The organism is Acinetobacter amyesii (assembly GCF_023499985.1).
In the GTDB taxonomy this organism is placed as follows: Bacteria; Pseudomonadota; Gammaproteobacteria; order Pseudomonadales; family Moraxellaceae; genus Acinetobacter; species Acinetobacter amyesii.
Genome location: NZ_JAMCOU010000032.1, coordinates 54,100 through 77,648, shown reverse-complemented (window position 1 = coordinate 77,648; position 23,549 = coordinate 54,100). Strand labels below are relative to the sequence as shown.

Annotated in this window: 18 protein-coding genes; 7 read left to right on the top strand and 11 right to left on the bottom strand. The window is 42.6% G+C overall.

Annotated elements, in window-relative coordinates; genetic code table 11:
* From M5F03_RS10250 to M5F03_RS10240, 3 genes are read right to left on the bottom strand one after another with little or no spacing between them, the layout of a single operon-like run.
* The gene (locus tag M5F03_RS10250) at positions 1-1,116 is read right to left on the bottom strand and encodes an NADH:flavin oxidoreductase/NADH oxidase (protein ID WP_249708264.1); all 1,116 of its coding nucleotides are present in this window, start codon (positions 1,114-1,116) and stop codon (positions 1-3) included.
* 12 nt (positions 1,117-1,128) lie between these two features.
* The gene (locus M5F03_RS10245) at positions 1,129-3,297 is read right to left on the bottom strand and encodes a TonB-dependent receptor family protein (RefSeq protein ID WP_249708263.1); all 2,169 of its coding nucleotides are present in this window, start codon (positions 3,295-3,297) and stop codon (positions 1,129-1,131) included.
* Between the two features lie 18 nt (positions 3,298-3,315).
* On the bottom strand, positions 3,316-4,578 hold the full coding sequence (locus tag M5F03_RS10240; protein ID WP_249708262.1) for a carbohydrate porin: 1,263 nt from the start codon (positions 4,576-4,578) through the stop codon (positions 3,316-3,318).
* Between the two features lie 389 nt (positions 4,579-4,967).
* On the opposite strand from M5F03_RS10240, the gene mutM reads away from it, so the two are divergent.
* Both mutM and M5F03_RS10230 read left to right on the top strand, forming a co-directional pair.
* Entirely contained in the window at positions 4,968-5,822 is an 855-nt protein-coding gene (gene mutM / locus M5F03_RS10235) for a bifunctional DNA-formamidopyrimidine glycosylase/DNA-(apurinic or apyrimidinic site) lyase (protein ID WP_180085867.1), read from the top strand.
* On the top strand, positions 5,819-6,103 hold the full coding sequence (locus tag M5F03_RS10230; protein WP_086198859.1) for a peptidylprolyl isomerase: 285 nt from the start codon (positions 5,819-5,821) through the stop codon (positions 6,101-6,103). Before mutM ends, M5F03_RS10230 begins: the two co-directional genes overlap by 4 nt.
* A 113-nt stretch (positions 6,104-6,216) precedes the next feature.
* Here the strand turns inward: M5F03_RS10230 and mscL are convergent, their stop codons facing one another.
* Both mscL and typA read right to left on the bottom strand, forming a co-directional pair.
* Positions 6,217-6,648 (bottom strand): large conductance mechanosensitive channel protein MscL, encoded by a 432-nt coding sequence (mscL, locus tag M5F03_RS10225; protein WP_249708260.1) that lies wholly within the window; start codon positions 6,646-6,648, stop codon positions 6,217-6,219.
* Positions 6,649-6,938: 290 nt separating this feature from the next.
* Entirely contained in the window at positions 6,939-8,774 is a 1,836-nt protein-coding gene (gene typA / locus M5F03_RS10220; protein ID WP_078192340.1) for a translational GTPase TypA, read from the bottom strand.
* 173 nt (positions 8,775-8,947) lie between these two features.
* On the opposite strand from typA, the gene M5F03_RS10215 reads away from it, so the two are divergent.
* The 3 genes from M5F03_RS10215 (at position 8,948) to M5F03_RS10205 (ending at position 12,882) form a co-directional block, all read left to right on the top strand.
* Positions 8,948-10,318 carry a uracil-xanthine permease family protein gene (locus M5F03_RS10215; RefSeq protein WP_078191151.1) on the top strand — a complete coding sequence of 457 codons (1,371 nt, stop codon included), beginning with the start codon at positions 8,948-8,950 and terminating at the stop codon, positions 10,316-10,318.
* A 66-nt stretch (positions 10,319-10,384) separates the two neighbouring features.
* Positions 10,385-11,419: a methyltransferase gene (locus M5F03_RS10210; protein WP_180130276.1), complete on the top strand. Its 1,035-nt coding sequence runs from the start codon at positions 10,385-10,387 to the stop codon at positions 11,417-11,419.
* Complete coding sequence (locus tag M5F03_RS10205; RefSeq protein WP_180114665.1) at positions 11,419-12,882, top strand: amino acid permease; 1,464 nt, start codon at positions 11,419-11,421, stop codon at positions 12,880-12,882. Before M5F03_RS10210 ends, M5F03_RS10205 begins: the two co-directional genes overlap by 1 nt.
* Before the next feature lie 243 nt (positions 12,883-13,125).
* Here M5F03_RS10205 and ligA read toward each other — a convergent pair whose 3' ends face one another.
* The 5 genes from ligA to M5F03_RS10180 form a co-directional block, all read right to left on the bottom strand.
* Positions 13,126-15,159, bottom strand: a complete 2,034-nt coding sequence (ligA, locus tag M5F03_RS10200; protein ID WP_249708259.1) for an NAD-dependent DNA ligase LigA — start codon at positions 15,157-15,159, stop codon at positions 13,126-13,128.
* A gap of 98 nt (positions 15,160-15,257) precedes the next feature.
* Positions 15,258-16,310: a cell division protein ZipA C-terminal FtsZ-binding domain-containing protein gene (locus M5F03_RS10195; protein ID WP_249708257.1), complete on the bottom strand. Its 1,053-nt coding sequence runs from the start codon at positions 16,308-16,310 to the stop codon at positions 15,258-15,260.
* Between the two features lies 1 nt (position 16,311).
* A complete protein-coding gene (smc, locus tag M5F03_RS10190) occupies positions 16,312-19,761 on the bottom strand; it encodes a chromosome segregation protein SMC (RefSeq protein WP_249708254.1) in 3,450 nt (1,149 codons plus the stop codon).
* A 10-nt stretch (positions 19,762-19,771) separates the two neighbouring features.
* Positions 19,772-20,467 (bottom strand): GntR family transcriptional regulator, encoded by a 696-nt coding sequence (locus tag M5F03_RS10185; RefSeq protein ID WP_180094405.1) that lies wholly within the window; start codon positions 20,465-20,467, stop codon positions 19,772-19,774.
* A 147-nt stretch (positions 20,468-20,614) separates the two neighbouring features.
* Complete coding sequence (locus tag M5F03_RS10180) at positions 20,615-21,427, bottom strand: sulfite exporter TauE/SafE family protein (protein WP_180126113.1); 813 nt, start codon at positions 21,425-21,427, stop codon at positions 20,615-20,617.
* A 29-nt stretch (positions 21,428-21,456) separates the two neighbouring features.
* Between M5F03_RS10180 and M5F03_RS10175 the strand changes: the two genes are divergently transcribed.
* Positions 21,457-22,212, top strand: a complete 756-nt coding sequence (locus M5F03_RS10175; protein WP_249708253.1) for a biotin--[acetyl-CoA-carboxylase] ligase — start codon at positions 21,457-21,459, stop codon at positions 22,210-22,212.
* A 22-nt stretch (positions 22,213-22,234) separates the two neighbouring features.
* Complete coding sequence (locus M5F03_RS10170) at positions 22,235-22,966, top strand: type III pantothenate kinase (RefSeq protein ID WP_111884792.1); 732 nt, start codon at positions 22,235-22,237, stop codon at positions 22,964-22,966.
* Between the two features lies 1 nt (position 22,967).
* On the opposite strand, the gene M5F03_RS10165 is transcribed toward M5F03_RS10170, so the two are convergent.
* Entirely contained in the window at positions 22,968-23,534 is a 567-nt protein-coding gene (locus tag M5F03_RS10165; protein WP_249708252.1) for an RBBP9/YdeN family alpha/beta hydrolase, read from the bottom strand.
* Positions 23,535-23,549: the final 15 nt, after the last annotated feature.

The window sequence follows — 23,549 nt, the reverse complement described above, 5'->3', positions numbered from 1 at the left end:
TTAGAAAGCCGTAAATTGACTTCTTTGTGCATGTGGCTGACAGCGTAAATACTGCGGAGAAATTTTTAGATTTTCACCGAGTTCAGCAGCAGCATGCCATGGCCAACGCGGGTCATATTGAATTGCACGAGCAAGACCAATCGCATCTGCCATGCCATATTGTAAGATGCCTTCGGCTTGCATTGCTTCGGTAATTAAACCCACAGCAATTACGGGAACCTGAACGGCTTGCTTAATGGCTTCAGCAAAAGGCACTTGATAACTGGCTTGTAATTGAATTTTTTGGGCCACATCTAAGCCGCCACTAGAAACATGAATATAGGCTGTGCCTAGTTGTGCAAGCGCTTTTGACAAACCAACAGCCGAGTCTAGATCCCAACTCGGTGCTTCAGTATATTCCATCCAGTCGGTTGCGGAAATACGCACCCCAATTGGATAATCTTCAGGCACGGCATTTTTCATGGCTTGGAACACTTCAAGCGTCAGCCGAATGCGATTTTCCAGACTGCCGCCATATTCATCACTACGCTGATTCGACAATGGCGACATAAATTGATGCAGCAAATAACCATGTGCAGCATGTAGTTCAATTAAGTCAAAGCCTGCATCTACCGCGCGTTTTGCTGAATCGGCAAAGTCTTGAATGATCTGCTGGATTTCATCTCGGCTTAAAGCATGGGGTGCATGATCTGTGGCATTAAAGGGCAAATCACTTGCTGAAACAGTTTGCCATCCTTGAGGATGATCAGGGGGTAATTGTCCACGTCCTGCCCAAGGTCTATCTGTCGATGCCTTACGACCCGCATGTGCCAGTTGGATAGCAAATGGCATAGGTGAAAGTGATTTCACCTTGGCCAATAGTGCCTTCATCTGTGCGCGTTGCATATCATTCCAAAGGCCGAGGTCTGCATAGCTAATGCGCCCCTCTGCCTGTACAGCCGTTGCCTCGACGATACAAAGTCCGGCACCTGACAAGGCATAATTCGCCCATTGTTGCTCATGCCAATAGCTTAACTCCCCTTGCTCATTGGCTGAATACTGACACATGGGTGCAATCACAATTCGATTAGTCAGCCCCAATGTTCCAAACTGAATTGGTTGAAATAACAACGCCACATTACTCTCCTTTTAGAAGGCTTTGGTCACACTCAATCCTGCACTCCAATTCAAACCATCAGCAGGCTCATAATAACGATAGACGCCTTGTGATCCTGATGTATTGACGATAACTGAACCCACATAGTCTTCATCAAAAAGATTATCTATTCGTGCATAGCTACGTACTTTCCAATCATTGTTTTTCCACAAATAGCCAACATTAACAGACGTCACGCTATAGCTTGGAGCTGTTTCTGAATTAGCATCATTGGCATAAATCTTGTCCATATAACGCACTTCAACACCCGCATTAAAACCAGCTTCAGGTTGCCATCCTAGCGCAGCATAAGCTTGGTTCTTTGCAATACCTGGGATGTAATTCCCCTTTTCAATTGCTATACCATCAGAATTTGAATAGGGAGAATCAAATTTTGCATCAATATAGCTATAACTCGCTTGTGCAGTTAAATCGTTCCAAAGCTTGTATTGCCAAGAAAACTCAATACCTTTTCTCAATGTTTGATCAGCATTTTTATAAACTGTGCGACCTGCATCACTCAGGTATGAAACAATATCATCATGCGTTTTTGTATAAAAACCTGCCAAAGTGAATAAACCATAATCATTTTGCGCCTTAAAGCCTAACTCATAGTTATCACTTGAAGATGGATCTAAATCATTATTTATTCCGCCGATGATTTGACTCGGTTCAACTGGATCTAAACGGTAGGCACTTTCTGTAAAGGTCGGTGTTTCAAAACCTTTCGCAAAACTGATATAACTCGTCAAATCAGGAGTAATTTCCCAAGATAATGCCGCTGATGGTAAAAATTTATCATACTTATTTTTACCACTATCATCACCATTAGCTAAATAGCGATCTTTAGATTCATAACGAACATTGCTATAACGCAAGCCAGTGTCTAATCGAACTGTAGGTAAAAATTGCCACGAAGCTTGTAAATAAGGATCTATATTCCAAAGGGTATTATTTTCTTCTCGGCGTAAATTTCCCTTATGACCAAAATCATAATCTGTTGCAGAAGTATTAACAGAAGTTCTTTTGAAATTTTCATAACCACGTCGTTCTTCATCCATTTGATCAACAGCCAAGCCTAAGCTAAGACGTGTATTTGGCAATAAATCCTTACCTGTCCAACGGAAATCTGCTCCATAATAATCCCTATCAAAATCAATCACCCCACCTGCATGCTCGGGATTTCTTTGCACAGTATTTGGAATACCTTGATACTGAGTGACTTCACGATGTCCTACATAACCCATTACATAAATTTCATGACGATCATTGATTGGTTTAGTCCAAGTTAAACCTGTTTGTGTTTGTTGAATCTCTTTACGTACATCATATTTCAAAACATTTGCTTGAACTTGCTTAGGATTTTCTTTCCATTCTTGTTGACTCAACCCTTGTGGATCATCGGCATTAATATCCACATGATTCACAATCCAATTGACCTTGGAACCATCATCCAGATCCCAAGTCAGTTTTGCATTGCTAAGTACCTTATTTGCGGAACTATGATCACGGTAACCATCAGTTTCAAAATAAGAAGAACTCACGACATAGCTAGGTTCATTGGCCTGTTCTGAGCCACCTTGCAGCACAATGTCAGCACGGCTTTTATGATGACTGCCGCCTGAATAGCCGAGTTCGATAGAGTCTTTTCCAGTACCTTGCTTGGTTGTTGTTAAGATTGCCCCACCCGAAGAATTACCGTATAAAGAGGAAAATGGCCCACCCAATACCTCGATATGATTTAAGCTACTCATATCGATATTTGATGTCTGTCCCTGACCATCCGGCATGGTCGCAGGGATTCCATCAACATATAAACGGATACCACGCACACCAAATGTTGAACGTGCGCCAAAGCCTCGCATAGACAGTTGCAAGTCTTGTGCATAGTTTTCACGGTTATTCAGTTGTAGTCCGGGCACACCTTTTAAGGTTTCAGACAGATTCACACCCGTATTGTTATTATTTTCAGCCTGCTGTACACGGTATACCGATGCAGGTGTTTTTAACCACGTGGTATTGGTTCGTGGTGCTTCAATGGTAATCTCAGGAAGTAAAACAGGTTCCGTAGAACCTGTTTCTGCATACAGCTGCTGGCTAATACATGCCGTTAGGCAAAGTAAATGTGTCTTAAATGATGTGACGTTAAATTTACTTTGCATAGAGCACCTATTTTGACATTAGAATATTACCTTAGAGCTTAAACCAATTAGGAAAGCATCATCAACCCGATTTGTTGAGCCTGGGTTAATCACATATTGTAAACTTGGACGAATCATCAACCATTTTGTCGGGTTATAGCTATAGTTCAACTCGACATTATATTCTGCACTTGCATCAAATTTCTCAGCAGAAAGTCGATCATTGACATGCACACGGTTCACGCCCAAGCCAACCATATCGTTAGGCAAACGATCGGCCAATCCAATGTATTTCAAACCCAACTGCTGTGAGTTATCAACTTTTGTGGTGACACGATCATGCCAAGTAAAATTGGCAAAGCTATGCAAACCACGTTTGCCTTCACCTGTAGACGTTAACTGTTGCTCAATCGCGACCCAACCACCAAAGGTACGATCTTCTGCTTCGCCCGAAATAATGTCTTTTTGATTTTTGACATTATCTGCGGTGTTGTACATCGCACCAAAGCGGTAGCTCCCCGGTAAGCCATTGACCAATGATTTTGGTGTCCAAACCAATTCTACGGGAATGGTTACGCCATCAGCATGATCTGTATCAAGACTCCAACCTTGACCTTCTGCTTTGGCATTACCATTGTCAGGGTTAAATTCGTAAACACCGACTTGTGCCGCAAGTTCTGGCGTTGCTTGGTATTTCACACGTCCACCCCATTGTGAAACTGGAGTATTCATCCACATAGAACCTTGCCATTTACCCATTTGCGCTGCACAAAATGCGGTGCTGGCAAAGTCACATGCCATCACGTTAAAGTCCATACCTAGACCTAAACGACCTGCTTTTACACTAATGCCTTGTTCTTTGAAATTCTTTTCAATCGAAAGCTCGGTTAAGCGGCTGTCTTGGTTACCACGGCCAAAATTGGCTTGTGCATTTGCCAATTGAGGAACATCCCCTTGCAAATCACGAACTGAGGTACTTTGACCTTGACGAGCAGTCATTACAGCACGCACAGTCACGCCATCCCAACCTGCGAGTTTTTCCATATCAAGCTGTGTACCTAACCACAATTGGCTGGCTACCGTTGCTGAATGTCCCGGATTACGACCGCCATCGGCAAGATAGGCAGCATCAGCAGCAATATTGGCCTCAAACTTCACACCTTGTTGTGCAAGTTCGGTACGTTTACCATCCCAATCCCCGAGCATGTACTGACCTTTAGTGTCGAATGCTTCTGTGGCGTGAACATGTGTCATGGCTGCTGCAACAAATGCAGGTAGAAGAGCTAGACTGTATTTTTTCATGGTAAAACCTAAATCTGGAGAGAGTCTCTAGACAAGCCACAAGGCTTGAAATCTAATGTCACAAAAATTACATAATTTTTCACGTTCTATCTCAGCATTATTTTTATCATTAACCAAACTTTAATTTATCAATAAATGACTTTAAATAAATCTATTGTTATGCAATATTTTTAGTGATTATTTTTCAATATCTTATATATCTATTAATTCAATTGTTTAACTTCTGATCGCTTTTTCAAACTCATTATTGTGACTTGTTGGTTTATTATTCTCACAATTAATAATCAATAACCTATTCATACACTCCCTTAGGCCGCGATGAAACTTGCATTATGTAGGGCTAGACCCAATAGTATGCATAACTTGAATGATCCATTGCTTCGACCTTTATGCCTGAATTACCAGAAGTAGAAACCACTAAAACCAGTTTATTGCCATTATTGAATGAAAAGGTTCTCAAAGTTGAGGTTTTTCAGTCGAGCCTGCGTTGGCCTATTCCTGACGACATTCAAAAACTCGTCGGACAAAAGCTGCTTCAGCTCAGCCGTCGATCAAAATATATTTTGGCTGAATTTGAACAGGACAGCATGTTGTGGCATTTGGGCATGTCTGGCAGTTTTCGGATTTGTGAAGGTCATGAAGCATTACGAAAGCATGATCATCTGGTGATTCATTTTGAAGATATGCAATTACGCTATCATGATCCGCGCCGTTTTGGCTGTATTTTATGGTTAGATGCATCATCTCAAAGCAAACTGATTGACACGCTTGGCCCTGAACCGCTGAGTGATGCGTTTAATGCTGAATACTTATTCCAAAAATTTAAAAATAAGCAGACCAGTATCAAAGTATCGATCATGGACAATCATATTGTGGTTGGTGTCGGCAATATCTATGCAACGGAAAGCTTATTTAACTTAGGCATACACCCTGCGCAGCCTGCATCAAGTTTGAGTTTTGAACAAGTTGAAAAAATGGTCATCGAAATCAAACGTATTTTAAAACAGGCAATTGATTTAGGCGGTTCGACGTTACGTGATTACACCAATGCGATGGGCGAAAATGGTTATTTCCAACAAACTCTGCTCGCCTACGGACGTGCCGGTGAAATGTGCATCAACTGTGAAACCATCTTGCACAATATCAAACTAGGGCAACGTGCATCGGTGTTTTGCCCAGAGTGTCAGCCTTTAAAAAAGGTTAAAATGCTGACTAAGAAAACCGTGAAAGGAAATAAAGCATGAAGTCTGCGATTGTTCGCCACATATTAGTCAAAGATAAAGAACTATGTGAGCAACTGAAAAAGAAAATCAAAGGCGGTGCGGACTTTGCCAAAATTGCAAAGCAGCATTCGACATGCCCTTCGGGTAAAAAAGGCGGTGAGCTTGGCGACATTAAAAAAGGCCAACTGGTTGGTCCAATTGATAAGGCAGTTTTTACTTTGCCCGAACGTGAACTACATGGCCCAATCAAAAGCCAGTTTGGCTGGCATTTACTGGAAATTAAATTCCGGATGGATTTTTAATCTCCTAAATCCCCCCTTTGAAAAGAAGGAATTCCCCTCCCTTTTTAAAATGGAGGTCGGAAGGGATTCAATAAAAAACGGCACTTCAAAGTGCCGTTTTAAATGCTAAAGGATTAACCTTTACGTTTTAATTCATCACGAATTTCACGAAGTAATTCGATATCTTCTGGAGTCGCCTCTGGAGCTGGCTCTTCAACTTTTTGACGGCGCAATTTGTTCATCAATTTCACTAACCAGAATACGACCCATGCCAAAAGCAAGAAGTTGATTAAGATAGTTAAGAAGTTACCGTAAGCCAAAACATTAAGGCCTGCATCCTGTGCAGCTTTGAGCGTGGTTAAATTGTTTGGGTTTTCACCCAATACTAAGAACCAATTTGAATAATCAACGTCACCACCAAGGATCCAAGAAATAAAAGGCATGATAATGTCTTTTACCATGGAATCGATGATTTTACCGAAAGCACCACCAATGATGACACCTACAGCCAAGTCCATCACGTTGCCTTTTACGGCAAATTCTCTAAATTCTTGAATAATACTCATGTGATCTCCAGAAATTTTTTCAGCTTTAATTTTGTGACGAAGTATACATTATATCTGTATAACTATTTCCACCTAATTTACTTGGTTTTTATTAGATTCTAAATGCCATGTATAAAAATTCACACAAAACATTTTTGATTTTGGTAATACATTCTATTAAAAAGGATTTATCAAAATTATGCATGTCGAATTAAATGAATAAAGTCATTCAATTTTTGCATTTTTATTCAAAACGCCCATGCATAAAAAAACCGCTAACCTAAGTCAGCGGTTTTTTTGAAACTGTAAAATTAAACGTTACGGTTACGTTTACGTTCGTTTTCAGTCAACCAGCGTTTACGGATACGGATTGACTTAGGCGTTACTTCAACTAATTCGTCGTCTTCAATAAATTCAAGCGCTTGTTCAAGCGTAAATTCAATGTGCGGAACAAGAGTCAACGCATCATCAGTACCAGAAGCACGTACGTTAGTTAGCTGTTTCGCTTTAGTTGGGTTAACAGTCATGTCGTCTGAACGTGAGTTAATACCAACGATCATACCTTCATAAACTTCTAACTGAGGTTTAGCGAATAGACGGCCACGGTCTTGTAAGCTGAATAGTGCATAGCCCAAGCAAGTACCTTGAACCATAGAAATCAACACACCATTTTGACGTTTCGCAACAGTACCTTGTTTCATAGGACCGTAGTGCGAGAAGCTAGAAGTCATGATACCTGTACCTGAAGTCATAGTTAAGAATTCAGAACGGAAACCAATCAAACCACGTGAAGGAACTGTTGCTTCAATACGGATACGGCCTTTACCGTCAACTTCCATATTGGTCATTTCACCTTTACGGTGACCCATTTGTTCCATTACAGCGCCTTGGTGCTGCTCTTCAACGTCAAACGTTACGTTTTCGTATGGCTCTTGTTTTTCACCATCAATTTCTTTAATGATTACTTGTGGACGTGATACGCCCATTTCAAAGCCTTCACGACGCATGTTTTCAATAAGAACTGAAAGATGAAGCTCACCACGACCAGATACTTTGAAACGGTCAGGACTGTCAGTATCTTCAACACGTAATGCTACGTTGTGAATCAATTCGCGATCTAGACGTTCACGGATATTACGTGAAGTTACGAATTTACCTTCTTTACCAGCAAACGGTGAGTTGTTTACTTGGAAAGTCATCGATACTGTAGGTTCGTCTACAGAAAGTGCAGGTAAAGCTTCAACTGCTTTTGGATCACAGATTGTGTCAGAGATATGAAGTTCATCAATACCCGTTACACAAACGATGTCACCAGCAGAAGCTGATTCAACATCGATACGCTCTAAACCATGGTAACCCATGATTTTTAAGATACGGCCGTTACGTGTTTTACCGTCTTTGTCGATTACAGTTACAGGAGTGTTTAATTTCACTGAACCACGTTGAATACGACCAACACCGATAACACCTACGAAGCTGTTATAGTCAAGTGAAGACACTTGCATTTGGAATGGACCGTCAACGTCAACCGCTGGTGGTTCAACGATGTCTACAATTGTTTCGAACAATGGAGTCATGTCTTCAGCAAGTTCTTCTGGAGATGGACCAGCCACACCACGAAGACCTGAAGCATATACAACTGGGAAGTCTAACTGTTCGTCAGAACCACCAAGGTTGTCGAACAAATCGAATACTTGGTCAATTACCCAGTCTGGACGAGCGTTTGGCTTGTCGACTTTGTTAATAATTACGATTGGTTTCAAACCACGTGCGAACGCTTTTTGCGTTACAAAACGAGTTTGTGGCATTGGGCCTTCTTGAGAGTCAACAAGAAGAAGTACGCAGTCAACCATTGACATTACACGTTCTACTTCACCACCGAAGTCGGCGTGTCCCGGGGTATCCACGATATTGATACGGTATTCAGTGTTAGTACGCTTGTCTAACCATTTGATTGCAGTGTTTTTTGCAAGAATGGTAATACCACGTTCACTTTCAATAGCGCCAGAATCCATTACACGTTCGATCTCGCCTGCGCGATCGCCAAGAGCACCTGATTGCTGTAAAAGTTTGTCTACAAGAGTAGTTTTACCATGGTCGACGTGCGCGATGATGGCAATGTTACGGAGAGTTTTAATATCTGACATGTGAATTCGATACGCCTAAAGTTTGAGGGCAAATTATACAGAAAAAATATAGATTTTAGTAGTGACAGTTTATTGACAATCGCATTTTTTTTGACGACTGGTACGCTTTTGGTTTTGTAAAGCTGTGTAAACAGATTAGAATAGCGCCACCTAGCCTTAATTTTCAGTGCCGCATGTCTGATTTAAACCAATCTCCCGAAGCAAAAGATCAACTCGATTTAGTCTATGGATTGAATGATCGACCAAAACCTTTTATTGCTTTTCTCGCTGCGTTCCAACATTTATTGGCCATTATTGTCCCAATTGTGACGCCGGGTCTGCTGATCTGTTTGGCACTTGGTGTGTCAAAAGAAGACACCAATATGATTCTGTCGATGTCATTGGTGATCTCTGGTATCGCAACCTTTTTACAATGTAAAAAAGTCGGTCCATTTGGTGCAGGTCTCCTGATTGTACAAGGAACCAGCTTTAACTTTATTGGTCCTATTATCGGTATTGGTTCTGCAATGGTTGCGGCAGGTACACCTGTAGAAGCAGTTATGGCATCTATCTTTGGTGTGGTGATCGCGGGTTCATTCATTGAAATGGGTGTGTCACGAATCTTACCTTGGGTGAAAAAACTGATTACCCCATTGGTAACAGGTATTGTGGTGCTATTGATTGGTCTGACTTTAATTAAAGAAGGCCTGATCAGCATGGGTGGTGGTTATCAAGCCATGGGCGATAAAACATTTGCCAATGCAGACAACCTCATCATGTCATGTACCGTTTTGGCACTGATCATTTTATTGAACCGTGTGCGTATTACATGGGTAAAAAGTTCTGCCATCCTAATTGCCTTAGTCGTGGGTTACATCCTTGCAGGCTTTATGGGTCATTTAAACTTTGATGGTTTAAAAGATGCGCCACTGGTTCAAATTCCAACACCGATGCACTTTGGCTTAAGCTTCTCTTGGAGCTTGTTTATTCCAATGGCATTTATCTACCTTGTGACATCTTTGGAAGCGATTGGCGATATTACCGCGACTTCTAAGCTTTCAAATCAAGCTGTAGATGGCCCTGAATGGATGAAGCGTATTAAAGGTGGTGTATTGGTGAATGGTGCAAACTCATTCCTTGCCGGTATCTTTAACACATTCCCAAGTTCTGTATTTGCGCAAAACAACGGTGTTATTCAGTTAACAGGTGTTGCAAGCCGCTATGTAGGCATTTGGATTGCTGCCCTATTGGTTATTTTAGGCTTACTTCCTGCTGTAGCAGGTGTCATTCAGGCAGTTCCACAAGCCGTGCTTGGTGGTGCTGTAATGGTCATGTTCGGTGCCGTGGCTGCCTCGGGTATTAATATCTTGTCAGGCATTCATTTAGACCGCCGCGCACTATTAATCATTGCGATTTCATTAGCATTGGGTCTAGGTGTTGCACAAGTACCACAAATCCTTGAACATCTTCCTGAATTGTTCCGTAATATCTTCAGTTCAGGCGTTGCCACTGGTGGTATCGCTGCCCTTATTTTGAATATTGTTCTTCCTGAAGTGAAGAAGTAAGTTCATTTGTCAAAGAACACTGCCTAGGTTCCGCCCTAGGCAGTGTTTTTTATGATGGAGAAATCTATGGATCTCACAAGTGAAGTCGTTATACGACAGATCGATTTATTACAAGATCGCGTGCTTTTCGTAAATGCACCGACAGATGACTTACTCAGTCAATTGAATGACAATATTAAGCCATCGATTTGGTGCTGGAATTTTAATGATTTTCAGTACTTTCAAAATCAACAGTCAAACGTCCATTTTGGTGTCGATTTTCCTGAAGGTCAGTTTGATCAAGCGGTTATTTTTGTTCCAAAATCAAAAGAACTGCTAAATTATTTATTACACAATGTCGCAAGTCATCTTGCTCAAGGTGCTTCTATTTTCCTCGTGGGTGAGAAAAAAGGCGGTGTTGAACGCGCTGCAAAACAATTACAGCCCTTTGGTAAAACCCTAAAAATTGATAGTGCACGTCACTGTCAAATGTGGCAAACCCTATTGGAAAAAACTGTCGCACTGAAGCCACTGCAAGATTGGGTGCAAAAATATCCAGTTGAAACCCCAAATGGTGAGCTTACGATTTGCGCATTGCCAGGCGTATTTAGCCAGAACCGTTTAGATGTGGGTACGGCTACGTTATTGCCTTATTTATCACAAGTCACTTCGGGCAAAATTGCTGATTTTGGTTGTGGTGCGGGTGTCATCAGTGCTTATTTAGCCAAACTGAATCCTAAAAATCGTATTTTTGCCATGGATGTAGATGCCTTTGCACTAGCGTCTACACAAATGACATTTGAACAAAATTTGCTTGAACCTGAACAACTTGAGATTAAAGCGGTCACAGGAATCGAGGATGCACCACTATTTTTACATGCCATAGTCAGCAATCCACCCTTCCATCAAGGGATTCAAACCGACTACAATGCCAGTGAAAATCTATGCAAAACTTCGCGCAGACATTTGAAGTCTGGGGGTGAGCTTTGGATTGTTGCCAACCGATTCCTCAATTATCCGACTTTAATTGAGCAACATTATGGTCAATGTACAATCAAAGCCGACCAACAAGGATTTAAAGTCTTGTTTGCGAGCACGCAAAAAAATCTTAAGGAACAATGATGAGCGAAACTCAAAAACCAGCTCAGCTTCAGCGTAAGTTGGGTGCTCGCCATCTCAACATGATTGCAATTGGTGGTTCAATTGGTACAGGTTTATTTCTTGCCTCTGGAGCAACCATTGCCAATGCAGGCCCGGGTGGCGCCCTGCTTGCATACTGCTTAATTGGTATCATGATTTACTTCTTGATGACCAGTTTAGGTGAGCTTGCAACACATAACCCAACTTCGGGTGCATTCTTTACCTACGGCACCAAATATGTCGAGGGTGGTTTCGGCTTCGCTTTGGGTTGGAACTATTGGTATAACTGGGCGATTACCGTGGCATTTGAATTGGTTGCAGTCCAATTCATTATGAAATTCTGGTTTCCAGATATTCCGGGCTTCTACTGGAGTGCGATTTTCCTCGCAATCGTCTTTGCCATTAATGCACTGACCGTAAAAGGCTTTGGTGAATCAGAATTCTTCTTCTCCCTAGTTAAAGTGCTCGCAATTGTTGCCTTTATCATTATCGGCCTGTTTATGATTGGCAAAATCATGCTGACACCGGGCGTAGAAACATTTGCCAACTGGACCAAGGGTGAAGCCCCATTTGTCGGCGGTTTATCTGCCTTGATTGGTGTGGCCATGATTGCCGGTTTCTCTTTCCAAGGGACTGAAATGGTTGGTGTGGCTGCAGGTGAATCAAAAGATCCTGAAAAGACCATTCCTATTGCCATTAAGCAAATTTTCTGGCGTATCTTGTTGTTTTATATCGTGTGTATTTTCATTATCGGCACTCTCATTGCCTATGATGACCCACGTTTATTACAAGCAGCATCTACTGAAAATATTGCACTATCACCATTTACCTTACTGTATGAAAAAGCAGGTTTTGCTTTTGCTGCATCGGTGATGAATGCGGTGATCTTGACTGCGATTTTATCAGCGGGTAACTCTGGTATGTACTCCTCTACTCGTATGCTGTTTGATATGGCACGTAAAGGCAGTGCGCCGAAAGTCTTTGGTCGCTTAGATGCACGTGGCGTACCGATGAATGCGCTTTATGCAACAACGGCGATTGCGGCACTGTGCTTCTTAACCACTTTTATCGGTGAACAAGCGGTATTTAACTGGTTACTGAACATGTCAGGTATGTGTGGCTTTATTGTGTGGCTCGGTATTGCAGTTTCACATTATCGCTTCCGTAAAGGCTACTTGGCTCAAGGCAATAAATTAGAAGATCTTGCTTACCGTGCAAAATTCTTCCCATTTGCACCGTGGTTTGCCTTTGTTTTGTGTGCCATCGTAGTCCTTGGTCAGAACTATCAAGCCGTTTTAGATGGTGAATGGTTGGCCGTTGTTTCTACCTATATTGGTATTTTCTTATTCCTTGCCATTTGGTTCGGTTATAAGTGGAAACACAAAACTAAGTTTGTTTCATATCAAGAAATGGATGTAAAACCGATGAAAGTTGATCAAGAATAATGTGATCACTGAATAAAAAGAGCAGCATAAGAGCTGCTTTTTTTATGGCTAAAATTGTATCTCAATACATTCACGCTTTAGCAAAATATTTCGTGAGTAATGTTGAGGAATACTGTCTGATCTATCACCAACAACTGATACGCTCACTCAATCATGTTAAGCACCGAAAATAAAAACGCCCAATGCAATGCATCAGGCGTTTGTTCAAAAGTAACTACGTTTTCAGGTTAAATTTTTCAATACTTAAGAAGCATTTTGCTGTTGTACAAAGGAAATAAACTCCTCTTCACTCATCACAGGTACACCCAACTTTTCAGCCTTTTCTAATTTAGAACCTGCCTTTTCACCTGCAACTACACATTTGGTTTTACCCGAAACACTACCACTGACACGTGCGCCTAAGGCTTGAAGCATTTGCGTCGCTTCATCACGCCCCATGGTACTCAATGTTCCAGTAATCACCCAACTCTCGCCATTCAGCGGCTGACGACTTGGTGCAACAGGTGCATCCCAATGAATCCCAGCTGCCAACAAACGATCAACCACTTCGAGGTTATGCGGCGCTTGGAAAAAGTCGACAATCCATTCAGCGGTAATATCACCAACGTCTGGCGTTTTTTTCAAGGATTCGAGATCTGCATGACGAATCGCATCAAAGGTTTGGAAGGTATTGGCGAGCATGCGTGCCGTGGTTTCACCCACGCCTCGAATGCCAAGTGCATAAATAAATGCGCCTAGTGTCGTTTTCTTACTATTTTCAATAGAATCGATGAGGTTTTGAACCGACTTCTCGCCCATTTTTTCAATAGTCAGTAATTTTTCACGATGCTCAGGCAAGCTATAAATATCAGCAACATCTTTAAGCAGATCCAGATGTAAAAGAGATTCCGCCCAACGGTCGCCTAAGCCCTCAATGTCCATAGCTTTACGCGATACAAAGTGACGAATCGCCTCAATACGCTGTGCAGCACAGTACAAACCACCTGAACAACGTGCCAAGGCTTCACCTTCGGGCATCACCACTGGAGATGAGCAGACTGGGCAATATGCAGGTAACTGAACTTCTACCGTATCTACAGGACGGAATTCAGGCCATACTTTTTCCACTTTTGGAATCACATCGCCACTACGGTAGACACTGACTGTATCACCCACACGGACATCTAAACGGTGAATTTCACCAATATTATGTAGAGTGACATTGGAAACCGTTACGCCACCGACTGCAACAGGATTTAAACGTGCGACTGGAGTTAAAGTCCCTGTACGCCCCACTTGCCAATCAATATTTTCAACCGTCGTGAGCGCTGCAACTGCAGGGAATTTATATGCCGTTGCCCAGCGCGGTTCACGACTTAAAAAGCCCAGTGTTTGCTGTTGCTTCAGGCTGTTTACCTTAATCACCATGCCATCAATTTCAACGCTCAGGCTTGGACGATCAATGATCATTTGCTCATATGCAGCTTGTACGTCCTGAATGCTGTCACATATAAAGTGACGTTCACCGACAGCAAAACCAAACTGTGTCAGCCATTCTAAGCTAGCAGACATGGTGGTTTGCCCATGATGTGGTTCACACTGTGCAATGCCATAGGCATAAAAAGCCAAAGGACGCGAAGCCGCAATTGCAGGATCGAGTTGACGTAAGCTTCCTGCTGCTGCATTTCGTGGATTGGCAAAGGTTTTTTCACCTTTGGCTTCGTTTTCAGCATTAAGCTTTTCAAAGCCTGATTTTGGCATCAGAACTTCACCACGGACTTCAAGCAGACTTGGAATTTCAGTCTGTGTAGAGGTCAGTACTTTAGGTAAATTACGAATGGTTTTTACATTTTGGGTAATGTCTTCCCCTGTTTCACCATCACCCCGTGTCACACCACGGATCAAAATACCATTTTCATACCAAAGAGAAATCGCCAGTCCATCAAATTTTAATTCGACATCATATTCAATTTTTTGATTCGGTAAACGCTCTTCTACGCGGCGTGCAAAGGCAAATAAATCTTCTGCATTAAACACATTACCCAATGACAACATGGGTACTGCATGGGTTACAGATTCAAACTTAGACAAGGCCTTTCCACCCACTTTTGTAGTTGGTGTATCAGGTTGTACTAAATCAGGGTATTGCTCTTCTAAAGCTTTTAATTGGTGAAAAAGTTGATCATATTCACTGTCCTCAATTTCTGGCGTGTCCATGACATAGTAGGCATGGTTATGCTTCGCCAAGAGTTGAATCAGTTGTCGCATCTGTGCAACGACAGTGGATTGTTGTGTCATACATTCACCATAAAAAAGGGCGGTTCATGCTCCGCCCTCAAATTTCATTATCTGTTGCTATTATAGAAACCCACTCGGTGAGTTTCAATCAAAGACGCTTAGACTTCGATAGCTTGACCTTGACGATAATCAATCGCTTGATGACGCCAATGTTCACGCATCTGCGGTGTAAATTCTTGGTTATTTTGATCATACACAGTACCGTCAATTTCACGGGCAATTAGACGTGAAATGCTATCCATGGTATCAAAGGCATTTTGTACATCGCTGTGTGGCAGCGCTAAGAAGAAAGCCAAACCTTTTACTTCTTCAGTCGATAAAGTTTCAAGATCAAAACCTTGCGCAGCGCCATCATTATTCATTTGCAATACAGAGAATAATAACTTTGTACCTTCTTCATCATAGCGATGGAAACAGGCCATTTCGCCAAAACGCAGGCCGTATTTGAGTAACACTTTTAATGCTTTTTCACCCGACAAGGCACGGCTATCTGGGAACACATTTAAGGCGATATAAGTTTCCGCAGTTGCTAAAGCACTTTCTTCATCAATAATTTTTTGTTCATGTAAATGAGCATCCAAAATACTGCTTTCTTCATCAAAATCGCTGATTTCAGCTTTTTCAATTGCGCTATTTACACTAAACTCTAGCGCTTTTTCCGCAGGAACAGCGTCAGCCTGAACGTGTGTCGCAGCAGTCGCTGCGTCATTGGCATCGGCGGCTACAGATGCAACAGTTGTAGATTCAGTTGCTTCTGTAGACAATGTACTGTCTTCTGTTGCAGTTTGAGCGTTTTCAACTGAAACGGGATCCGTCGTTGTCGTCTCAGTCTTTGCCGTAGCCTCAATGCTCTGCTCTGCTTGTTCCGTTGCCGTTGCTTCTTGCGTTACATTTGCTTGAACAGCTTCAGTCGTTTCAACCGCTGTGACTTTTTCCTCAGCCAAAGTCGGCTCTACACGTTGCGTGGTTTCAGGTGTATTTAACTGATTGCGTACATGGCGCGGAATAACAGGTTGCTGACTATCAGGATCAATATGTAATTCGGTGTCAAGTGATGGCGCTGCATCTGCAGGTTTACGAAACATCATTCGAATACCCACAACCATTATAATTACAGCGATTACAATCCCAGCTATAGTGGTGATTTCCATGTTATGCCTCCGCAGCTAAACCGTATTCTTTAGCTTGCTCTATATTCACAGTCACTAATTTTGAAGTTCCTGGTTCTGGCATGGTCACACCAAGTAAGTCAGTTGCCATTGTCATAGCCAGTTTATTGTGTGTAATGTAGATAAATTGCACTTGTTCTGAAAGCTCTTTTACAAGATTACAAAATCTTCCTACATTTGCATCGTCTAAAGGTGCATCGACTTCGTCTAAAACGCAAAATGGTGCGGGATTTAGGCGGAAAATCGCAAAAACCAAAGCCAATGCGGTCAGTGCCTTTTCACCACCTGACAATAATGCCAAAGAGCTGTTTCGTTTACCCGGTGGTCGTGCCATCAGTTTTACACCCGATTGCCAACCATCTTCAAGGCTTAAGCTTGCTTCACCACCATTAAATACTTTCGGAAATAACGCTTGAAGTTCTGTATTGACCTTATCAAAAGTGGTCATAAACAGCTTCCGCGTTTCCTGATCAATGCTTTTCATCGCAGCTTGCAGTTGTTCAACGGTCTTTTGCAAGTCATCAATTTGGTGGCTTAAATCATCAAAGCGTTTAGAAACTTCAGTATATTCTTCTGCCGCAGCCAAGTTGACTGCACCCAATTTATCAAACTGCTGCTGTGCTTTTTCTAGTTTTTGCTGATGGGATACCACATCAATGCTTAAACCTGTCAGCATTTCGCTGTTCATTTCTTTCAGCTGTTCAGAATAATGCTGTAAATCAGACTGCGCGGATTGCCAAGCCAGACGCTTTTCTTCCAATTGCGTACGCAATTTTTCATCTTGCTGTTGATGTGAATGGCGTTGTTCCGTCAATGTCTGTTGTTTGCTCTGAACATTATTGAGTTCAAGCTGCCAGTCATTCCAGGTTTTTTGTAAACGTTCAGTGACTTGAGCCTGCTCTGAATACTGTGACTCAAGCGCAGGCAATTCTAACTGTACTGGATCGACAAATTTCTTTGCCTGCTCCATCTGTCCAATAATTTGCTGAGTTTGCGCTTTCAAAAAGACCGTGTCTTTTTCTAATAATTCAATCTGTTGTTTCGTCTGTACAGACTGACGACGCACGATTTCCAATTCTTGCTGACTGTGTAATGCCAATTGTTGAGCACTTTCCAGCGCTAGACTCAATTCCTCAACTTGGAATTGCAAGGTCTTATAATTTGGCAAGGCTTGCTCAAGCTTCATTGTCAGCGCATGCAGATCAATTTCCAAATCGTCTTTTTGCATGGCATCTTCTTCAAGCTGTGCTTCAAGTTGCTGCAATTGATCTTCTAACTGCTGCTTTTGTAAAGCAAAAGCCTGATTGGAACTTTGTACCTTCGCAATGGCAACATCAGTATTTTGAATGTCTTTTTGCCAAGTTTTTAATTGGCTGTGTTGCTGTTGCAGACTTTGCTGTAAAGCCTGTACGGCATTTTGCAACTCAGGCAATTGGCCTTCTAGTTGTGTCAGCTTTGGCTGCTGCGCTGCAAGTAATTCAGTCAATTCATCTAAGCGAATACGATGGCTCAATGCACCTTGGCCTGCTTGGCTGTCCTCGTCATAGTCCAGACCAATCACCCAATCCGCACCGACATGATAACCATCGAGCGTGAGTATTGACTGACCTGCGGCCAGTTTAGCCTGATGGCTCAATGCCATCGGCAATGTTTCGGCAATTGCGACTTGCTGCCAGATTGAAAGCTGTGGTGCTTCAATCCACGTCGCCAAAGCATCTAATCCAACGATTTGTACTGCTGTGTGATGATTGCCTTTGACCTGACGTGCAATACCGTCTTGAAAATTATCACTGTGTCCTAAGACTTGGGCACTCAGCCATTTAGACAAAAATTTCTCGACCAGTTGTGCATGCTGTTTACCTTGTGTGCTCAACTGCAACTGCTGCATTAAATGTTGACGCTGACTTTGCTGCTTTGGACTAGCTTTAATCATCAATTGATTTAGGTTTTTATGCTCTGACAACAGCACCTGTATTTCTGACTTTAGCTGCAACACCGTATTTTTGTGCTGTGCCTGCTGTTCTTGTGCAGCTGCAAGCTGTGCTTGAGTTTCGGCAATCACCAGCTCTTGTTGCACAATTTGCTGTTCGAGCTGCTGCTTATCTTGCTGATACTGCTCCAACTCATCTTGCTGCGCCTGATGCTGAATTTGACCTCGTTGCTGTTGCAGAGTCTCACGTTGTTGCTCAATACGACCAATATTTTTGGTCAATTGTTCACTCTGCGCCAACATCTGTAGCTTTTGCTGTTGCTGCTTTTCAACTTGCCCACGGCATTGTTCAAATTGTTGAACCGCTTGTTGATGCTGAGTTTTCAAATCGGCTAACTGCTGGGTCTGTTCCTGACTACTGCTTTCTTGACGCTGTAATTGCTCAACAAATCCATCTTGCTGTTCTTGCAGCGTTTCCAGTTGTAACTCTAATAGCTGTAAACGTTCTTTGGTTTGCGCTTTTTGCTTTTCAAACTCCACCAAACTTGCCGAATTTTGTGCAAATAAACTCTGCTTTTGCTCCAGCGTCATTTTCAATTCAGACAGTTTCTTTTCCGCCTGTTGCCATTCGCTTTGTAATGGTGTGGACTGTTGAATAAGCCGTTGAAATAAAGCACTGGTGGAAGATAAGTCATGCTCTAGAGTATTCAGCTCAGAACGAACCAGTTTGAAGGTTTCCCCGAGCTCATTCATCTGAAGCGTGTATTCTTGCTTTAAACGTTTACTTTGCTCACATTGGAAAGACAGCACTTCGATCTTAATAGTACGAATTTGGGTTTCTAATTCTTTATATTGCACCGCCGTTTCAGACTGACGCTTTAAGGTTTTCAACTGAGACTTCAGTTCTGATGCAATGTCTTCGAGACGTTCTAAATTTTGAGTGGTGTGTTCTAGATGCTGTAAAGTTTCACGACGACGAGCTTGATAGCGAGAAACCCCAGCTGCTTCTTCAATATACACACGCATTTCTTCAGGTTTGGCATCGACCAAACGGTTGATCATGCCCTGTTCAATAATCGCATACGAACGTGGACCTAAACCGGTACCTAAGAAAATATCGGTAATATCACGACGGCGGCATTTGGTGCCGTTGAGGAAATATTCGGATTTACCATCACGATTGACCTGACGACGAACTGCTAGTTCAGTATAGGCATTATAAGCGCCACCTAGCTTGCCATAGGTATTATCAAAACGCAGTTCAACACTCGCCATCCCGACTGGTTTACGCTTTGCCGTTCCGGTAAAAATAACATCTTGCATGGTGCCACCACGCAATTGACGAGCACTGGACTCCCCCATAACCCAACGAATGGCATCAATCACATTGGATTTACCACAGCCGTTCGGTCCAACAACCGCACTACGGTTGCCTTCAAATTTTAGAGTTGTGCTATCGGCAAAAGATTTGAAGCCGGAAAGTTTTAAACTGCTTAAACGCATAATGTCCTGATCAGCGGCGTGAACGTCTCGCCCACGCTAATTCGATTTGTTTCATCCGTGTTAGTGATTCCAACACAAGGTTGCGTAAGTGTCGACAAAAATCTTCCATAAATAAAGTGGCTTGATGTGATTTTCTGATTAAAACTGCATCAGTCACTAATTTAAACAAATCAAAAGATTCTTGTAGTTCACGTCGTGAAATATTCAGTGTCAGAAAATAACTGCGTCTGAGTGATGGCAACAATTCTTGGTAATAACGCATCAGGTAGGTATTTCCCACCATTTCATGCTGACGAGCCATGCCCTGAAAAATCAGATCATAAAACTTTTCAGTATTGCCTTGGCGAGTTTCCACGTCTAATTGTTCAAGTAATAACTGAATACGCTCAGCTTCATGGCTGCGCCACGTTTCCGCCATACGATGCACAATTTGGCCCAACAATAATGCTGCAATATCAAATAATGAGCGCACTTGTAAAGCCGACATTTCAGAGACTAAGGCGCCACGTCGCGGGTAGATTTCAATGAGCTGGGTCCGTTCTAAAATCAATAAAGCTTCACGAACAGAGCCACGGCTCACATCCAATTCGGCCGCAACTCTAAGTTCCTGAATACGCTCGCCTTCGACCAACTCACCGCGAATGATTTGTTCACCGATGTGTTTGGCAATTTGTTCTGACAAACTGTCCGCTTCTTGTTGTTGCATACTGTTCCTATCTTTTTTTTATAAGATGCAATGTTCAGATTTACACTCAATCTATTTGCATTAGAAACGATAAGCAACCTAATTGAACATGACATTGTCTGACAATCTTGTGTCAACAAAGCCAATTTTTTCAGTCAAAACGGACAATCATGCGCCAAAGGCTTGCACACCTTGGTAAATAAAATAGCAGCCGACTGTTGTTAATAAACATGCAAAACAACGCTTTAGCATAAATGGCGACAACATATGAGCCACTTTCGCACCCAATTTCGCAGTGATGAAGCTCATTACACTAATCCCGATAAATGCATAAATATGGATATAACCAATGGTATTGGGAACCACGATATCAGCTTGATGACCAAACCACATAAAGCCGAAGGCCCCAGCAATCGCTATTGGTAAACCACATGCAGCAGATGTCGCGACTGCTTTTTGCATAATGACGCCGTTTTTATTCAAATAAGGGACGGTTAAGCTACCTCCACCAATACCGAAGATCGCAGAAGCAATCCCAATACCACCGCCTGCTGCCATTTGCATGGCTTGTGAGGGTAAATGTTTATTCGGATCGACTGGTGTCGCTGCACCGCGAAACATTTTAAAGGCCACCCAGACCGCAAAAAAGCCAATTAACAGTTGCAAACCCTGTCCTGAGAGATAATCAGCAATGCCTGCACCGAGAAATGAACCGATCACCAAACCTGGTGCCAAATTCCGAAAGACATTCCACAGCACGGCACCTTTTTTATGATGCGCCGAAACCGAACTGAGTGAGGTCACAATAATCGTGGCCAAAGAGGTGCCCACCGCCATGTGCATAATCACACTGGGATCATACTGAAGTTGGGTAAAAACGATGAATAAAATCGGCACAATAATCAGACCACCGCCCACACCAAATAGCCCCGCAGCAAAACCAGCGATTGCACCAATCAGTAAATATATGATTAACTCCATCAATATTATTCCACAACTCTCAGATTCAAATGGATTTAGAGACCAGACACTTACAGCAATTGCTGAGCACAGTACCTCAACCGCCTGAAGTTTTATTACTGAAGCCCATTACTACATCGACCAATGACGATGTCCGTGAGATTGCCAAAAAAGGCATTCAGCATGTTTTGGTATGCAGTGAACAACAGACTCAGGGCCGTGGGCAACGCGATCATCAATGGGTCTCACCCGTTGGTAATATCTATTTAAGCACATTGCTGAATTTACAGACAGCGATAGATGGACGGCTTGCACTTGAAATTGCCTTAAATATCTTGCAAATGCCAAGTTTGCAAAATCTAGCGTTGCAAGTGAAATGGCCCAATGACCTATATAGCCCACAAGGCAAATGGGGCGGGATTTTGATTGAACCAATTTCGCCACATCAAGCGATTGTCGGCGTGGGCATGAACTTATTTCCGATTCCATCCACAGGAATTGAGCAACGCGCAACGTCGTTATATGAACTCGGACTTCACTCGCCAAACCGTTTACAGTTAATTGCTGAACTGTATGCCGCGATTCAACTTGCAGGTGAATGGTTCGATCATAACTGCTATAACCTCGCTGCAAGATTCAACCATTATGCTGCATTTATGCAACAGCCTGTTGAGCTTGAACACCTACAAGGCAAAAGCCAAGGTCTCTTTCTCGGTATTGAAAATGATGGTTCGATCAACATCCAAACTTCGCAGCGCTTAGAAAATCATTTCCAAGGTCGCTTACGTTTAGCAGATCAATCATAAACAGGATTGCAAAGGCCTACTGATGAAAAAATTATGGCTCGATGTCGGTAATACTCGGCTGAAATACTGGATTACTGAACACGATCAAATCATAGAACATGCTGCGGAACTGCATTTACAGTCGCCTGCCGAACTCCTACTCGGTTTAATCCAGCACTTTAAAAGTTTGGACTTAGATCAGGTCGGGATTTCCTCGGTACTCGACAAGAAAAATAATGATCGGATTCAAAAAATTCTTAAATTTTTAGCCGTTCCTGTCACCATTGCCAAAGTTCATGCCGAATATGCGGGCTTGCGCTGTGCCTACGAAGATACCAGTAAATTCGGGATCGACCGTTGGCTGCAAATGCTGGCTGTGGTCAAAGACCCTACACAAAAATACTGTGTGATTAGCTGTGGAACAGCACTCACCATTGACTTAACGGATGGATTACAACATTTAGGTGGCTATATTTTGCCAAATTTATATTTGCAACGTGATTCGCTCATCCAAAACACCAAAGGCATTAAAATTCCAGATGCCATCTTTGACGAGCTGTCTCCTGGTAAAAATACCATCGACGCTGTTCATCATGGCATATTGCTCAGTTTGGTCAGCACCATTGAAAAGGTGCTTGATAAATATCCCAGTCGCTTAATTTTAACTGGGGGCGATGCTGCGCTATTTGCCAAATACCTGCAGCGCTTTACGCCTGAAGTCCATAATGATCTGCTTTTAAAAGGCCTGCAAAGCTATATTGGCCAACAACCGTAGATTAAGCGCGGATCAAATACGGCTCCACAGCATCCCAGAGTTCGGGCAATTCGGTACAGCCTTCAGAGTCAATAAAATGCCCCTGATGACGCGCTTCAATCACCTGTGCATCTAGGCTTTTTGCCTGAGCCAAGCTGAATTCGGGTTGCACTCGCTCATCGCCTTTTGAATAGATCACTACCCGATGCTCAACCTGCTGTTTTAGCAAGTCAAAATCTATTTTAGCCGCATCAATAAAAGGATTCACCTGCTCTAGACGTCCCAAGCGGCCATTAAAACCGGCCGCAAGCACAAGAGCTTTTATGTTCTGATGCTGCAGTTTTTGCGACAGATAATGCAGTGCAGCGATACATCCCAAACTATGGGCAATTAATATAGAGTTTTCATTTAATGCGTCAATCTGCGCATCCATTTGCTTCATCCACACATTTAAGACGGGTGTTTCGGATGGATCAAGCCGAAGCACCTTAAGGCTGACGCCCGCTTTTTTTGCCTTTTGCGCGATCCACGGAAACCAATTCTCTTCAGGGCTCGCGGTATAGCCATGCACCACAATTACTTGCGCCATTTCATGCTCCATTCC

Excerpts from the sequence above, each read along its gene's own strand:
- M5F03_RS10245 (WP_249708263.1), bottom strand. The coding sequence starts at position 3,297 with ATGCAAAGTAAATTTAACGTCACATCATTTAAGACACATTTACTTTGC.
- M5F03_RS10240 (WP_249708262.1), bottom strand. The coding sequence starts at position 4,578 with ATGAAAAAATACAGTCTAGCTCTTCTACCTGCATTTGTTGCAGCAGCC.
- mutM (WP_180085867.1), top strand. The coding sequence starts at position 4,968 with ATGCCTGAATTACCAGAAGTAGAAACCACTAAAACCAGTTTATTGCCA.
- M5F03_RS10230 (WP_086198859.1), top strand. The coding sequence starts at position 5,819 with ATGAAGTCTGCGATTGTTCGCCACATATTAGTCAAAGATAAAGAACTA.
- mscL (WP_249708260.1), bottom strand. The coding sequence starts at position 6,648 with ATGAGTATTATTCAAGAATTTAGAGAATTTGCCGTAAAAGGCAACGTG.
- typA (WP_078192340.1), bottom strand. The coding sequence starts at position 8,774 with ATGTCAGATATTAAAACTCTCCGTAACATTGCCATCATCGCGCACGTC.
- M5F03_RS10215 (WP_078191151.1), top strand. The coding sequence starts at position 8,948 with ATGTCTGATTTAAACCAATCTCCCGAAGCAAAAGATCAACTCGATTTA.
- M5F03_RS10210 (WP_180130276.1), top strand. The coding sequence starts at position 10,385 with ATGGATCTCACAAGTGAAGTCGTTATACGACAGATCGATTTATTACAA.
- M5F03_RS10205 (WP_180114665.1), top strand. The coding sequence starts at position 11,419 with ATGAGCGAAACTCAAAAACCAGCTCAGCTTCAGCGTAAGTTGGGTGCT.
- ligA (WP_249708259.1), bottom strand. The coding sequence starts at position 15,159 with ATGACACAACAATCCACTGTCGTTGCACAGATGCGACAACTGATTCAA.
- M5F03_RS10195 (WP_249708257.1), bottom strand. The coding sequence starts at position 16,310 with ATGGAAATCACCACTATAGCTGGGATTGTAATCGCTGTAATTATAATG.
- smc (WP_249708254.1), bottom strand. The coding sequence starts at position 19,761 with ATGCGTTTAAGCAGTTTAAAACTTTCCGGCTTCAAATCTTTTGCCGAT.
- M5F03_RS10185 (WP_180094405.1), bottom strand. The coding sequence starts at position 20,467 with ATGCAACAACAAGAAGCGGACAGTTTGTCAGAACAAATTGCCAAACAC.
- M5F03_RS10180 (WP_180126113.1), bottom strand. The coding sequence starts at position 21,427 with ATGGAGTTAATCATATATTTACTGATTGGTGCAATCGCTGGTTTTGCT.
- M5F03_RS10175 (WP_249708253.1), top strand. The coding sequence starts at position 21,457 with ATGGATTTAGAGACCAGACACTTACAGCAATTGCTGAGCACAGTACCT.
- M5F03_RS10170 (WP_111884792.1), top strand. The coding sequence starts at position 22,235 with ATGAAAAAATTATGGCTCGATGTCGGTAATACTCGGCTGAAATACTGG.
- M5F03_RS10165 (WP_249708252.1), bottom strand. The coding sequence starts at position 23,534 with ATGGCGCAAGTAATTGTGGTGCATGGCTATACCGCGAGCCCTGAAGAG.